This is a genomic window from Streptomyces sp. HUAS CB01 (genome assembly GCF_030406905.1).
Taxonomy (GTDB): domain Bacteria; phylum Actinomycetota; class Actinomycetes; order Streptomycetales; family Streptomycetaceae; genus Streptomyces; species Streptomyces chengbuensis.
Genome location: NZ_CP129137.1, coordinates 3,554,011 through 3,567,545 on the forward strand (window position 1 = coordinate 3,554,011; position 13,535 = coordinate 3,567,545).

Annotated in this window: 12 protein-coding genes; 8 read left to right on the plus strand and 4 right to left on the minus strand. The window is 74.9% G+C overall.

Annotation, left to right across the window (positions count from 1 at the left end):
- Positions 1-10: 10 nt before the first annotated feature.
- Together QRN89_RS15660 and QRN89_RS15665 are read right to left on the minus strand one after the other, a co-directional pair.
- Positions 11-3,160, minus strand: coding sequence for a sacsin N-terminal ATP-binding-like domain-containing protein (locus QRN89_RS15660; RefSeq protein ID WP_290350031.1), 3,150 nt, complete (start codon positions 3,158-3,160; stop codon positions 11-13).
- A gap of 652 nt (positions 3,161-3,812) precedes the next feature.
- Positions 3,813-4,724 (minus strand): DUF3027 domain-containing protein, encoded by a 912-nt coding sequence (locus tag QRN89_RS15665; RefSeq protein ID WP_290350033.1) that lies wholly within the window; start codon positions 4,722-4,724, stop codon positions 3,813-3,815.
- 280 nt (positions 4,725-5,004) lie between these two features.
- Here QRN89_RS15665 and QRN89_RS15670 point away from each other — a divergent pair, with 280 nt between their 5' ends.
- The 4 genes from QRN89_RS15670 (at position 5,005) to QRN89_RS15685 (ending at position 8,822) form a co-directional block, all read left to right on the plus strand.
- On the plus strand, positions 5,005-6,372 hold the full coding sequence (locus tag QRN89_RS15670) for an MFS transporter (protein WP_290350034.1): 1,368 nt from the start codon (positions 5,005-5,007) through the stop codon (positions 6,370-6,372).
- 221 nt (positions 6,373-6,593) lie between these two features.
- The gene (locus tag QRN89_RS15675; RefSeq protein ID WP_290350035.1) at positions 6,594-7,073 is read left to right on the plus strand and encodes a DUF2771 domain-containing protein; all 480 of its coding nucleotides are present in this window, start codon (positions 6,594-6,596) and stop codon (positions 7,071-7,073) included.
- 190 nt (positions 7,074-7,263) lie between these two features.
- Positions 7,264-7,983, plus strand: a complete 720-nt coding sequence (locus tag QRN89_RS15680) for a futalosine hydrolase (protein WP_290350036.1) — start codon at positions 7,264-7,266, stop codon at positions 7,981-7,983.
- Positions 7,980-8,822, plus strand: a complete 843-nt coding sequence (locus tag QRN89_RS15685; RefSeq protein ID WP_290350037.1) for a 1,4-dihydroxy-6-naphtoate synthase — start codon at positions 7,980-7,982, stop codon at positions 8,820-8,822. Before QRN89_RS15680 ends, QRN89_RS15685 begins: the two co-directional genes overlap by 4 nt.
- A gap of 39 nt (positions 8,823-8,861) precedes the next feature.
- On the opposite strand, the gene QRN89_RS15690 is transcribed toward QRN89_RS15685, so the two are convergent.
- Entirely contained in the window at positions 8,862-9,245 is a 384-nt protein-coding gene (locus tag QRN89_RS15690; RefSeq protein ID WP_093657457.1) for a cold-shock protein, read from the minus strand.
- A 159-nt stretch (positions 9,246-9,404) separates the two neighbouring features.
- Here QRN89_RS15690 and QRN89_RS15695 point away from each other — a divergent pair, with 159 nt between their 5' ends.
- The gene (locus QRN89_RS15695; RefSeq protein WP_290350038.1) at positions 9,405-9,662 is read left to right on the plus strand and encodes a hypothetical protein; all 258 of its coding nucleotides are present in this window, start codon (positions 9,405-9,407) and stop codon (positions 9,660-9,662) included.
- A gap of 60 nt (positions 9,663-9,722) precedes the next feature.
- Here the strand turns inward: QRN89_RS15695 and QRN89_RS15700 are convergent, their stop codons facing one another.
- A complete protein-coding gene (locus QRN89_RS15700) occupies positions 9,723-10,364 on the minus strand; it encodes an HAD family hydrolase (RefSeq protein WP_290350039.1) in 642 nt (213 codons plus the stop codon).
- A gap of 155 nt (positions 10,365-10,519) precedes the next feature.
- On the opposite strand from QRN89_RS15700, the gene QRN89_RS15705 reads away from it, so the two are divergent.
- The 3 genes from QRN89_RS15705 to QRN89_RS15715 are packed head-to-tail and all read left to right on the plus strand — an operon-like array spanning position 10,520 to position 13,484.
- Positions 10,520-11,530 carry a FecCD family ABC transporter permease gene (locus tag QRN89_RS15705; protein ID WP_290350041.1) on the plus strand — a complete coding sequence of 337 codons (1,011 nt, stop codon included), beginning with the start codon at positions 10,520-10,522 and terminating at the stop codon, positions 11,528-11,530.
- Positions 11,527-12,651 carry a FecCD family ABC transporter permease gene (locus QRN89_RS15710; protein ID WP_290350042.1) on the plus strand — a complete coding sequence of 375 codons (1,125 nt, stop codon included), beginning with the start codon at positions 11,527-11,529 and terminating at the stop codon, positions 12,649-12,651. The genes QRN89_RS15705 and QRN89_RS15710 overlap by 4 nt, the downstream gene beginning before the upstream one ends.
- Positions 12,648-13,484 (plus strand): ABC transporter ATP-binding protein, encoded by an 837-nt coding sequence (locus QRN89_RS15715; RefSeq protein WP_290350044.1) that lies wholly within the window; start codon positions 12,648-12,650, stop codon positions 13,482-13,484. The genes QRN89_RS15710 and QRN89_RS15715 overlap by 4 nt, the downstream gene beginning before the upstream one ends.
- Positions 13,485-13,535: the final 51 nt, after the last annotated feature.

Below are 13,535 nucleotides of genomic sequence, written 5' to 3' on the forward strand. Positions count from 1 at the left end.
TCGGGGGTCCTCAGTCGAACCAGCGGTCCCGTGCCAGCTCCTCCGTGCGCGACGGGTCCTCGAGGAGCGCCGCCACCTCGAAACGGCGGGGCCACTGGCCCGCCGCCCAGGCGAGACCGGCGGCGACGCCCTCCAGCGTCGCGGCGTGGATGACGCCGTCGGACGTACGGCGCCAGTCGAGTTCGACGCCGCCCGCGAGGAGTTCCTCGTGCTCGACGTACGACGTCGGCGTCGCCGGGCCCAGCAGCGCGTGCACCGGCTCCGGCACCTCGTGCTCCTCCCCGACCGTCGTCACCTCCGCCTCCACCGCCTCGCTGAGCCGCCCCACCTGGAACAGCTCGGCCAGGTCCGCGGCCCGGTCCGGGGAGACCGGCAGCAGCGGACGCCCGGCGGTCAGCGGCAGCAGATCGGGGGCGTCCGCGACGAGGGCGTCCGCGGCGTCCACCACCCGCACCTGTCCGTCGACGACCGCGCGCAGGTCGTCCGGGAGCGTGACCTGCTCCGGGTCCAGATCCGCCAGCGCCGTGTAGAGGCCGTGCAACTGGGACGCGGTGACCGGACGGTCCGGGTCGGCGAGCCGCCCCAGCAGCTCGGCCGCGCCGCCCGGCTCGTCGAGCAGCGCGGCCACGGACGTCCGTACGCCCAGGGCGTGCAGCACCTGCTCGTCCTCGAAGCCGGTCGCGTCGGCGGAGTCGTACAGGCCGACCAGCAGCGGATCGCCGCCCGAGGACCGCAGACCCGCGGGGCGGCGGCCGCCCAGCACCGGGTGGTCGCGCAGCCACCAGGCCGTGTACGGCCGGATCGTCTCGGTCGTGCCGTCGGGCAGCAGCACCCGGACCGGCTGGGTCAGCGCGTCCCTCAGCGGCGGCCTGGCCAGCAGCGCGAGAGCCCGCGGCCACTGGTCGTCGTCCACGAGATCCAGGTCGCGCACGGCGGCGATCTCCGTCGCCACCGGCGGTACGGGGGTCTCGGGCAGCCGGTCGAGGACGTCCTCGCACCAGACGTCGACCGCGTCCAGCAGCCCCGCGTCGTCCGGCTCCGCGAAGTCGCCCTCGCGGGGCTCCAGTTCGTCCGGGTCCAGAACGACGTCCGTGGCGCGGACGAGCGCGAAGTTCGCCAGCACCCCGCACGCGGCGAGCGGCTGCTCGCCCCAGCGCTCCGCCAGCTCGGCGTCGACGAGGGCCAGTTCGCCCTCGCGCATCACGGACGCGAAAGGGCTTCCCGGCAGCACCAGTTCACCGGCCGGAGCGAGCTCGCCGTCCTCGTCCGGCAGCGCGAGCGCGCCCAGCCACGGCTCGTCTCCCGGCTCCAGCCCCGCGTCCCTGACGAGGGCGAGGACGATCTCCGCCAGCTCCTCGCTGTCCGGCGCGTCCTCGTCCCACAGCCCGTCGCCGTCCTCCAGCGACGCGGCGACGGCGGCCCGCACCTGGGGGGTCGTCAGCACCGCGCGCGGTGTCGCGGGCAGCGCGCCCAGCTTCTCCAGCAGCGGATGGGCGGCCGCCTGATGGGCCACCTTCAGCCCGAACCGGGCCAGTCCCTCCGGCGTCTCGGCGGTCGGCAGCAGCACCTGGCGCGGGCCGATGGTGGTACGGGGCGCACGGCGCTGACGCGGCTCCTCGTCCTCCTCGCCGGCCACCGCGTCGCCGGCGGCCGCACCCGTACCGGCGAGCGGCACCGGCAGACCGGACAGCCGCTCCGGATCCACTCCGGCGAGGCTGTCGTACAGCCGCCACCACCACGACGGGTCGCGCTCGATGCCGGCGAGCCGGTCGACGGCCTCCGTCAGCGGGACCCGCGCGACACCGAGCGTCCGCAGCTCCACCCGGCGCTCCAGACCGGCGGGGAGCAACGTCGGCAGCACGTCCGCCAGGACCCGTACGGTCTCGGCGCCGGCGCCCTCCACGACCTCGGCCTCCAGCGGGCGCAGCGCCACCACGTCCTCCGAGGGGACGGCGGGCGCGAGGAACGCGACGCGCGGCAGCAGCTCCAGGATCGCCGCGCGCAGCGAACCGTCCAGCTCGCCCTTGCCCAGCGGCCCGGGGACGAGGTCGATCAGCCCGGTCCCGACCGGCTGCCAGTCGCCGAGCAGTTCGGCGTACGCGTCGGCCGCGCGCCGCACCAGGAAGTCGGTGAGCGGACCCGGAGCCGGATGGCGGCGGGCGGTGTCGAGCGGCAGCGAGGCGATCAGCAGCGCCGGCACACCGAGGGGCTCGTCGGTCGGTGTCGGCGCGTGGACGACCGGCGCTGTCGCCGGGTACACGGGCATGCCCTCGGCGTCCACGGGGACCGCCCAGGTCACGGTCCAGTGCGGCCGCAGCCGCTCCTCCACCGGCCGGTCCGCGAGCAGGGCGGGCTCGAGGGCGCCGTGGTGGCTGACGACCCGCCAGCGGCTCAGTCCGCGGGCGCTGTCCTCGACGTGGACGTGGTCGCCGTGCTGCGAGCGGCGCAGGGTCCTGACCCCCTCCGGGGTCTCCACGACGACCTCGGTGAGCCCCGGCAGGGTCAGCAGCAGCGCGTCGTCGATCCCGGCGAGCAGCCGGGAGACCAGGTCCTCGGCGGTCCCGTCGCGCAGCGGCAGGATCACGACCGTGTCGTAGCCGTCGGGTGCGGTGCCCTCGGCGGGCAGCGGCAGCCGCAGCAGGGGTACGTGGCCGTCCCGGCGACGGAGCTCGTCCCCGAGTCCCGGGCTGGCCTGCGCCGCCCGCGCGGCGAGTTCCCGGGCCTCGGCCAGCGACCAGCGGACTCCCCCGTGGCGGCCGACGACGGCGGGCTCGTCGCTCACGGCCAGTACGGCGGCGAAGCCGACGCCGAACCGGCCCACGGCGGTCCGGTCGTCCTCACGCTTGGCGGACGCCCGCAGCGTCGACAGCGACTCCACTCCGGTGGCGTCCAGCGGCGCTCCGGTGTTGGCGGCGACGAGCGTGCCCCGGTCGAGGGTGAGCCGGAGACGCCCGGGGACGCCGGCGCGGCCGGCGGCGTCGGCGGCGTTCTGGGCCAGCTCGACGATCACACGATCGCGGTAGCCGCCGAGGGCGAGGTCCTCCTCGGCGTTGGCGTCCTCGCGGAAGCGGGCGGGGCTCGCGCCCCAGGCGTCGAGCACCCCACGCCGCAGCCGCGCCGTCCCGAACGGGTCGGCCCCCTCGGTCGTCCTGACGCTCACGCCTGTCTCCGCTCTCTGGCTGTTCCGGCATGTCCGGCGGGGTTCCCGCGGTTCCGGCGACCCGCTGGTGCGGCCGTTCCGGCCGCGCGGGGCCGCAGCCCCGCCCCGGGGCCCGAAGGTACCGCGTCGCACGCGCCCCCCGCGCGACCGCTCCGCTGGGGGCTCGCTGCGCGCACCCGCGTGGCGTGGTCGGGGGCCTCGCCCCCCGTACAGGAGGGCGTCCGGCGCGACGGCGGCCTCACCGGGGCGCCGGTCCGTTCGGCGGGCGGGGGCGGCCTGACCGGGGGACCGGTCAGCGCCGCGACCTCGGACGGTCCGCGCGACACGCCCGGGGTCCCGGCCCGGCCGCGTGGCGTGGTCGGGGGCCTCGCCCCCGTACAGGAGGGCGTCCGGCGCGACGGCGGCCTCACCGGGGCACCGGTCCGTTCGGCGGGCGGGGGCGGCCTGACCGGGGGACCGGTCAGCGCCGCCGACCTCGGACGGTCCGCGCGACACGCCCGGGGTCCCGGCCCGGCACTCGTTCCCCGCCAAGCACCCGGAGGCCCGGCCCGAAACTCGTCGGGGCCGGCCGCGGCCAGCCGGCGCGGCGGGCTGGCGGTGTCCGGGGCCTGCTGATCGTGGCGTTCCGACCGGCCGGTCCCGTGGCTAGGGTCTACGAGTGGCCGAGGTCCTCGTCCTGCGGGGACGTCTCCACGTGGTCCGGGACCGAGCCGCTGTCGGGTGCCGGACGGAGCGGGAACTCGTCCGACCGCATCGAGTCCAGCACCGGCGGCGCCGGCCGCGGCGGCTTCGGCATGACCGCCGCCTCGGAGTGCCCGCCGCACCCGTACGACAGCGACACGACCCGCCCGTCCGCCGGGGAGAACTCGTTCGCGCACACCCCGAACGCCTGCTTGAGCGACCCCGACAGCGGCATCAGGAAACCGCAGGACTGGCACGACGCCGGCGCGGCCTGCGCCATCGGCGTCTTCGCGCCGAAGGAGTCCTCCCAGCGGTCCGCGGCGACGTGCAGCCCGTAGCGGGAGAGGACCCGCGCCCGGCGCATGCCCAGTTCCTCGGCCACGGAGGAGATCGCGCCGCGCGACGGGGCGCGGGTCACGATCTCCGCGTCCTCGGCGTCGACGCGGTCGGCCATCTCCGCGGAGACCGCCGAGTTCGGGGGCGGCGCGTCCTCACCCGAGTAGCCGGGCTCGAGCCTCAGGTCCTCCGCGTCCGTGGGCAGCAGATCGCCCGGGCCGAGGTCGCCGGGCCGCAGCCGCTCGCTCCACGGCACCCACTCCGGCGCGAGCAGGGCGTCCGGTCCGGGCAGGAGCACGGCCTCGTCGACCGTGACGTTCTTGGCCCGCGACGCGCGGGCCACCGTGACGGCCCAGCGCCAGCCCCGGTAGCCGGCCTCCCGGCACTCGAAGAAGTGGGTGACGACCCGGTCGCCCTCGGACACGAGCGAGACGTGCTCACCCACCACTCCCGGCGCGGCGGCCTCGTCGGCGGCCGTCCGGGCGAGGTCTACCGCCTCGGCGCACAGACGGTCGGGGGTACGGCTTCGCGTCGTCGCAGCACTCACAGGTCTCGCTTCTCTCCTACGCCGTCTCACGGGTGCGCCTGGCCGATTCGCGATGTACGAGCAGCGGGCGGAGCGGACCAGAGGGCCGCATCGACGTCCGCGCCCGGCACTCTGTCTCGGGCACACCTACCGTCACCCATTCTGCGGGATGGCGAAAAGGCGCGCGGCCGGGAACTACCGCCGGTGGCGCGCTACGCACGCTACCCCCTCCGTGGCGCGCCGCCCACCTGCCCGTCCGAATCCCGGTTCGGGTCGGCGGCGGTTAGGGCACTATGACGACGTGACAGCCGCGAGGTCGTCCGGCGCTCCCGGGCCGCTGAGCAGGGCGTGCCGAGCCGTCGGCCGCGCCCTGCACCTGCCGTTCACCCGGACGGCCAGGGGCATCCGCCGGGCCACCCACGCGCACGGCGCGGGCGAGTCCGGGCTGGGCAAACTGATCGAACTGCACGCCGTCAACGGCGCGGGCGACGTCATGATCACCGTCGCACTGGCGTCCACGGTCTTCTTCTCCGTCCCCACCGACGAGGCGCGCGGGCGCGTGGCGCTCTACCTGGCCATCACCATGGCGCCGTTCACGCTGCTGGCCCCGGTGATCGGCCCGCTGCTGGACCACCTCCCGCACGGCCGCCGCGCGGCGATGGCGGGCACCATGACGGCCCGCGCGGTGCTGGCGCTGACCATGTCGGGCGCCGTCGCCACGGGCGGCATCGAGCTGTATCCGGCGGCGCTCGGCGTACTGGTGTGCTCGAAGGCGTACGGGGTGATCCGCAGCGCCGTCGTGCCGCGTCTGCTGCCACCGGGGTTCGCCCTGGTGAAGGCGAACTCACGGGTGACGCTGGCCGGACTGCTGGCCACGGGCATCGCCGCGCCGATCGGTGCCGGGCTCCAGCAGATCGGCCCCGCCTGGCCGCTGTACGGCGCGTGCGCGATCTTCGTGGCGGGCACGTTCCTGTCGCTGAGCATGCCGCCCAAGGTCGACTCGGCGAAGGGCGAGCGCAAGGCGCACATGCTGACGCACGGCGAGCGGAAGCCGAGCCTGCGGACCGTCGGCCCTTCGGTGCTGCACGGGCTCCAGGCGAACGCGGCCCATCGCATGCTCTCGGGATTCCTGATCTTCTTCCTGGCGTTCCTGCTGCGCGTCCATCCGCTGGCCGGGCAGAGCGCGGCCGCGTCGCTGGTGATGGTCGGTGTCGCCGCGGGGATCGGGAACGCCTGCGGCACGGCGATCGGGGCGTGGGTGCGCCACCGACCTCCTGAGGTGATCGTCGCCACGGGGCTGATGCTGGCGCTGACGGCGGCGGTGCTGACAGCGGTGTTCTTCAGTCCTCTGATGGTGGCCGTGCTGGGCGCGGTGGCCGGGCTGTCGCAGGCGCTGTCGAAGCTGTCGCTGGACGCGATGATCCAGCGTGACGTGCCGGAGTCGGTGCGAACGTCGGCGTTCGCCCGTTCGGAGACGGTGCTGCAGATGTCGTGGGTGGTCGGCGGGGCGATCGGGATCTCGCTGCCCCTGAACGGTGTGGTCGGCATGTCGGTGGCGGCGGGCATCCTGGCCCTGGGCGCGGTACTGGCGCTGCGCGGACTGCTGGTGGCGTCCCGCCGCAGCACGACGGCGCCGAGCCGGGTCACGGTCACGCCACGCGTACGGTGAGGCCGCGTTCGGCGGCCGGCGACGCGGCACGCGCCCGGAGCCCCCGCCAGGGTGCCGGGTCGGCTCGGACTGCCGGCACCGGCGGCGGCCGCACGGAGGCGGGCGCGAGACCGGGCGACCGCCGCGCGGCAGGCCCTCCGTGCGGTGCCGGCGGGGCCATCCAGGGCGCCACGCCGCACCCCCGCGCTGCGGGACACCGGGCGCCCGATAGCCTTCGGACCATGACCGTTGCGCTCCTCTCCGGCAAGCGTCGCCGGGCCGCCACCGCCCTCGGTGCCGTGTCCGCCGGCCTCCTCGTACTCTCCGCCTGCGACAAGCCGACCCCGCTCGCGACCGTGACGGTCGGGACGACCTCGGTGCACACCGAAGCCGCCTGCTACAACGACGGCAAGGCGATCAAGGAGTCGCAGATCCAGGACTGCCTCAACAAGAAGGCCGAGAAGTCCATCACGGTCGCGCCGGACGACAAGGTCCGCTTCGGTGTCGACCCCGAGATCGCCGAGAACGGCTGGACGATCTTCATCGGCGGGGAGCGCGCCGAGCAGGAGCCGTACCACAAGACGTACCGGACGATCCCGGCCAGCGCCTTCTTCACCAGCCCGACGACCGGTGAGCCCTCCAGCTCGGCGCAGGTGTCCATCGTGGAGACCTCGGGCAAGAAGCTGACCGGCATCTGGCACTTCAAGCTGGCCCAGGACTGAGTCCGGACCCGCCCCGGGGAGCGGACACCCCGCACCCCGGGACCAGCCGCCCGGCGGGCCGACGGCCGGCCGTCCGGCACTCCGGGGACCGGGCGCCGGGCAGTCGGACCCCGAGGTCCGGCAGCCCGGGACCGAAGCGACCTACACCGAAGGGACCGGGTTGGGCGGCACCCGCCCGAACGGCTCAGCCATGCGCGTACTCGTCGTCACCGCGGTCACGGCGGAGGCCGACTCCGTCGCCGCCGGGCTCTGCCCCGACGGCACCGTGACCCTCCACCGCATCCCGGGCGGCCACGCCCTGCGCCGCTGCACGGGCGCGGGGACGACCGTGGACGTCCTCGCCGGAGGCGTCGGTCCCGCCGCGGCGGCCGCGGCGACGGCCACCGCGCTGACGGCCGCGGCCGTCGCACCCGGCGCCCCCGCCTACGACCTGGTCGTCTCCGCCGGGATCGGCGGGGGTTTCGCGGGCGTCGCCCCGCTCGGCGCGCTCGTGGTCGCGGACGCGATCGTCGCCGCCGACCTGGGCGCGCAGACGCCCGACGGTCATCTGCCGGTCGAGGAACTCGGCTTCGGTCGCTCCGTCCGTCCGGCCGCCGCGCTGTCGGAGCGGATCGCCGAGGCGCTGGACGCGGTGCACGGGCCCGTCCTCACCGTGTCGACCGTCACGGGCACCGCCGCCCGCGCCGCCGAGCTGACCGCACGTCACCCCCGGGCCGCCGTCGAGGCGATGGAGGGCTTCGGGGTCGCCGAGGCCGCCGCGTCGCACGGCGTTCCCGTCGCCGAGATCCGCGCCGTGTCCAACGCCGTCGGCCCCCGCGACCGGGCCGCCTGGCGCATCGGCGAGGCCCTGGACGCCCTGCGGAACGCGTTCCGGCTGCTGAGCCCCGTCCTCGAGGAGGAGGCCCGATGAGCAAACTCAAGATCGCCTACTCACCCTGCCCGAACGACACCTTCGTCTTCGACGCCTGGGCCCACGGGCGGGTCCCGGGCGCACCCCGCCTCGACGTGACGTTCGCCGACATCGACGTCACCAACGGCATGGCCGAGCGCGGCGAGTTCGACGTCCTGAAGGTCTCCTACGCGGTGCTGCCGTACGTGCTCGACGAGTACGCGCTGCTGCCCTGCGGCGGCGCGCTGGGCCGGGGCTGCGGCCCGCTCGTGCTCACAAGGGAGCCGGGCACCGACCTGAGCGGCGCGACGGTCGCCGTTCCCAGCGAGAAGTCGACGGCGTACCTGCTGTTCCGGCTGTGGGCCGCGGACGTGCTGCCGGACGGGGTCGGCCGGGTCGTCGTCCTGCCGTTCCACGAGATCATGCCGGCCGTACGGGACGGCAAGGTGGACGCCGGACTGGTCATCCACGAGGCGCGGTTCACCTATCAGGAGTACGGCCTGCACTGCCTTGCCGACATGGGCGAGCACTGGGAGACCACGACCGGACTGCCGATCCCGCTCGGCGCGATCATCGCCAAGCGTTCGCTGGGGCCGGAGCTGCTGAGCCTCCTGGCCGAATCCGCTCGTACGTCCGTCCGCATGGCCTGGGACGACCCGCCGGCGTCCCGCCCGTACGTGATGGAGCACGCCCAGGAGATGGACCCGGCCGTCGTCGACCAGCACATCGGGCTCTACGTCAACGAGTTCACGGCCGACCTCGGCGAGGCGGGGTACGCGGCCGTCCGCGGGCTGCTCACACGTGCGGCGGCCGAGGGGCTCGTACCTCCCCTCGGCCGCGAAGCGCTGTCCTTCGTCTGACCGCCGCGCCACCGTCCGGAGGGTGCGCGGCGGCGGAGATCAGACGTCGAGCTGGTCGGCCACCGCGCGCAGCAGACCCGCGATCTTCTTTCCGTGGGCCTTGTCCGGGTAGCGGCCGCGCTCCAGCTGCGGGGTGATGTTCTCCAGCAGCGTCGTCAGGTCCTGGACGATCGACGCCAGCTCGTCCGGCTTGCGGCGCTGAGCGGCCGCCACGGAGGGGGTCGGGTCGAGGACCGTGACCGAGAGTGCCTGGTCACCGCGCTGTCCGGCGACGACGCCGAACTCGACCCGCTGACCGGGCTTCAGCGCGTCGACTCCGTCAGGAAGCACCGACGAGTGGACGAAGACGTCGCCGCCGTCGTCGCGGGAGAGAAAGCCGAAGCCCTTCTCGCTGTTGAACCACTTGACCTTGCCGGTAGGCACGTCTGTCCTCGTCCTCGTACTCGTCGGGAATTGCGAAAAAACGGTCTGGATAGCACTGCAGCGGGCCGCTCGACCCGCCACCACACAAGGCTAATGGTCCGAGGGCCACTGACAAGACGTCCCCGGTGGTTCCTACGCGCTGGGAACTACCCTGGTCGGGTGACTCATGAAACCCAAGCGAATTCGGCCGGTCCCGGCGACGGGCTCGTCCGTGCCGGCGCGATCGTGTTCATCGTCGGCGCCGTGGCCACTCTCGTCACCGTGGCCCCTCTGTTCCTCGGCACGGAGCCGTTCCCGACGGCCGCGTACCTCGTGAGCATGCTGATGGGCGTCGGCTTCCTGATCGCGGGCATCGGTGTGCTCCGGTCGATCGCCGCGCAGCGCCGCCAGGCGCGCTCGACCGCGCCCTCCGCGTAGGCGCTCCGCCGTCCGCGTGGGCGCTCCGCCGTCCGCCTCTCCACGTGGACGGCTCAGCGGTCAGCCCGCGGCCGCCGGGCCGGTGTACCCGGCGAGCCAGGCCGGGAACTCCGTGAGGTCCCGCAGCACGACGTCCGCACCCGCCTCGCGCAGCTCGCGCTCGTCGCACGGTCCGGTCGGCACGGCGAGCGAGAGCACCCCCGCGGTGCGCGCCCCACGGACGTCTCCGACGTGGTCGCCCACGTACACCCGCGCGTCGTGCTCGCGCAGCGCCTCCGCCTTGGCCTCCGCCCACAGCCATCCGATGACCTCGTCGGGTTCGATGCCGAGGTGGGCCAGGTGCAGCTTGGCGTTCGGCTCGTGCTTGGCGGTGACGACGATCGCGCGGCCGCCGAGCGCCTGGACCGCGGCGACGGCCTCCCGGGCACCGGGCATCGCGGGGGTCGGGGATATCGCGTACTCGGGGTAGAGCTCGCGGTAGCGGTCGCCCACCTCCAGGATCCGGTCGTCCGGGAACCAGTGCGCGAGCTCCTGCTCCAGCGGCGGTCCCAGCCGGGTGACCGCGAGGTCGGCGTCTATCCACACCCCGGTCTCCGCGGAGAGTGCCCGGTAGGCGGCCCGGATGCCGGGACGGGAGTCGATCAGCGTCATGTCGAGGTCGAATCCGACCGTCAGGGGGCGTGTCAGGGGTTCCGAGGCCATGGGTGCCATTGTGCCCGCGGCCCGGAAGGCGCCGGGGGCACGGGTGTACGGGGCCCGGGGGTACGGGCGACAGGTACGCAGGCGGGGCCCGGTGAGGCGCCCGTGGCGCGGTACCTAGACTTAGCCGACCCTTACCGGCCTCCCGATGGGAAACGATGTCATCCGCCGCCGCTCCCGGAACCGGACGCGTGGTCGCGATCGCGGCCGCCGTCGTGGCGCTGCTCGTCGCGGTCCTGCTCAGTCTCGCGGTGGGGGCGCGCGCCGTCGCCCCGTCCGCGGTGCTCGACGCCCTGCTGCACGGCGGCACGAGCGACTCCGCCCAGGTCGTCCGGGAACTCCGGCTGCCTCGCACGCTCATCGGTCTGATGGTCGGGGCATCGCTCGCTCTCGCCGGCACGGTGCTGCAGGGACTGACCCGCAACCCGATCGCCGACCCCGGGATCCTCGGCATCAGCCAGGGCGCGTCCGTCGGGGTGGTCCTGGCCATCGCCTTCGCGGGCGTGCACACGCTCACCGGCTACGTCTGGTTCGCCTTCGCGGGCGCGGCCCTCGCCTCCGTGGCGGTGTACGCGATCGCCTCCAGCGGCCGGGGCGGGGCGACGCCCGTGAAGCTGGCCCTCGGCGGCGCGGCGGTCAACGCCCTGCTCGTCTCGGTGACGACGGCCGTGCTCACGACCCGGGCCGCCGCCCTCGACGAGTTCCGCTTCTGGCAGGTCGGCGCCCTCGGCGGGCGGAGCGCCGAGATCGCCGCGCAGATCTGGCCCTTCCTGCTCCTCGGCGTCCTCCTCGTGCTGTCCGTCGCCCGCGGACTCGACGCCCTGGCCCTCGGCGACGACATGGCGAAGGGCCTCGGCAGACGCGTCGCGACGGTCCGCCTCGTCGGCGGCATCGGCGCGACGGTCCTCACCGGCGCGGGCGTCGCCGCAGCGGGCCCGATCGCCTTCGTCGGCCTCGCAGTACCGCACATCGCCCGCGCGATCGTCGGTTCGGACCACCGGTGGGTGCTCCCGTTCGCCGCCCTGCTGGGGCCGGTGGTGCTTCTCGTCTCCGACGTGGTGGGACGGATCCTCTTCCCGCCCGGCGAGATACCGGCGGGCGTGACGACCGCCCTGATCGGCGTGCCGTTCCTCGTCGCCACGGTGCGCAGGAAGGCGGTCCCCGCATGAGCGCCGCAGGGCGGAAGACCGCTCCGCCGGCCGCTCCGGCGGTGACCGCTCCGACGACGGTGCGTGCCGCGGTGCGGCCGGCCGGGCACAGCCGGGTACGGGCCGGTCGGGCCACGTTCCTCCTGCACCGGCGGTCCGCGGCCGTCGCCGCGGCCCTCTCCGTACTCCTGCTGGGCGTGTGCGTCGCCCACCTCTGCTTCGGCGAGAGCTTCGTCGCCCCCGGCGAGGTCGTGAAGGTGCTCCTCGGGCAGCCGTCCCCGGACGAGCTGGTCGTCGGCACGCTGCGGCTGCCGCGGATGGTCGTGGGGCTGTTCGTCGGTGCGGCGTTCGGGGTCGCCGGGGCGCTCGTCCAGTCCGTCGCCCGCAACCCGCTCGCCAGCCCGGACGTCATCGGCATCAGCCAGGGCGCGAGCGCGGTCACCGTGGCCGCGCTGACCTTCGGGGTCACCTCGTACGGCGTGCTGCCGTACCTGTCGGTCGCGGGCGGCATCGCGGCCGCCGCGCTCGTGTACCTGTTCGCGTGGCGCGGCGGGCTCCACGCCGCCCGCTTCGTCCTCGTCGGCATCGGCTTCGCCATCGCGCTGCGGTCGGTCACGACCCTGTTCATGACCAAGGGCGACTACCTCGTCGCCCAGCAGGCCCAGATCTGGATGACCGGCTCCCTCAACGGCCGCGGCTGGGACGAGGCCGCGCCGCTCGGCTGGACGCTCCTCGCTCTCGCCCCGGCCGCACTGTGGGCCTCGCGGGCCATGCGCAACGTGTCCCTCGACGACCACACCGCCACCGCGCTCGGAATCCGGCTGGGGCGGGTGCGCCTCGGCCTCGTCGCCCTGGGTGTCGTCCTCGCGTCCGTCGCGACGGGCGCGGCGGGCCCCGTCGACTTCGTGGCGCTGCTCGCACCGCAGACCGCCCGCCGCATGACCCGTACCGCACAGATCCCGCTGCTCTGCTCGGCGCTGACGGGCGCGGTGGTGGTCGTGCTGGCCGACCTGCTGGGCCGGCGGCTGCTGGCTCCGACCGAACTGCCGGTGGGCGTGCTGACGGCCGCCGTCGGCGCCCCGTACCTGATCTGGCTGATCGTCCGCGGCCGTACCGGCCGTGCCTCTGGAGGCTCCGCATGAGCACGCTGACGGCCCGCGAGCTGACGCTGGCCTACGAGGACCGCACCGTGGTCCGCGAACTCGACCTGGCCGTGCCCGACGGCCGGGTGACGGTCATCGTCGGCCCGAACGCCTGCGGCAAGTCGACCACTCTGCGGGCGCTCGGCTGGCTGCTGCGGCCGAAGGGCGGCGCGGTGCTCCTGGACGGGACCGAGCTGGCCCGTATCCCCACGAAGCGGATCGCCCGGCGGATAGGGCTGCTGCCGCAGTCGCCCGTCGCGCCGGAGGCGATCACCGTCGCCGATCTGGTCTCGCGCGGCCGCCAGCCCCACCAGGCCTGGTGGAAGCAGTGGTCGGACGAGGACGAACGGGCCGTCACGGAGGCCATGGAGCGCACCGACGTCACCGCGCTCGCCGACCGCCCCGTGGACGAGCTGTCCGGCGGTCAGCGGCAGCGCGTGTGGATCGCCATGGCGCTGGCCCAGGACACCGATCTGCTGCTGCTCGACGAACCCACGACGTTCCTGGACATCGCCCACCAGGTGGAGGTCCTCGACCTGGTGCGCCGGCTCAACCACGAGCGGGGCCGGACGGTCGTCGCGGTCCTGCACGACCTCAACCAGGCCGCCCGGTACGCCGACCACCTCGTCGCGATGAAGGACGGCCGCATCGTCGCCGAGGGCCACCCCACGGACATCGTCACCGCGGAGCTCGTCGAGGAGGTCTTCGGGCTCGCGTCGATCGTCGTCGCGGACCCGGTGACGGGGTCGCCGCTGGTGGTTCCGGGGGCGCCGTGGGCCGCGGGCGCGGGGGCCGCGGGGGCGGGGGCCGGAGCACGCGCCGAGAAGGGGTGACCGGCTCCTCCGGTACAGCGCCGCGGGGCCGCCTGCCGGGATCCGAGCACG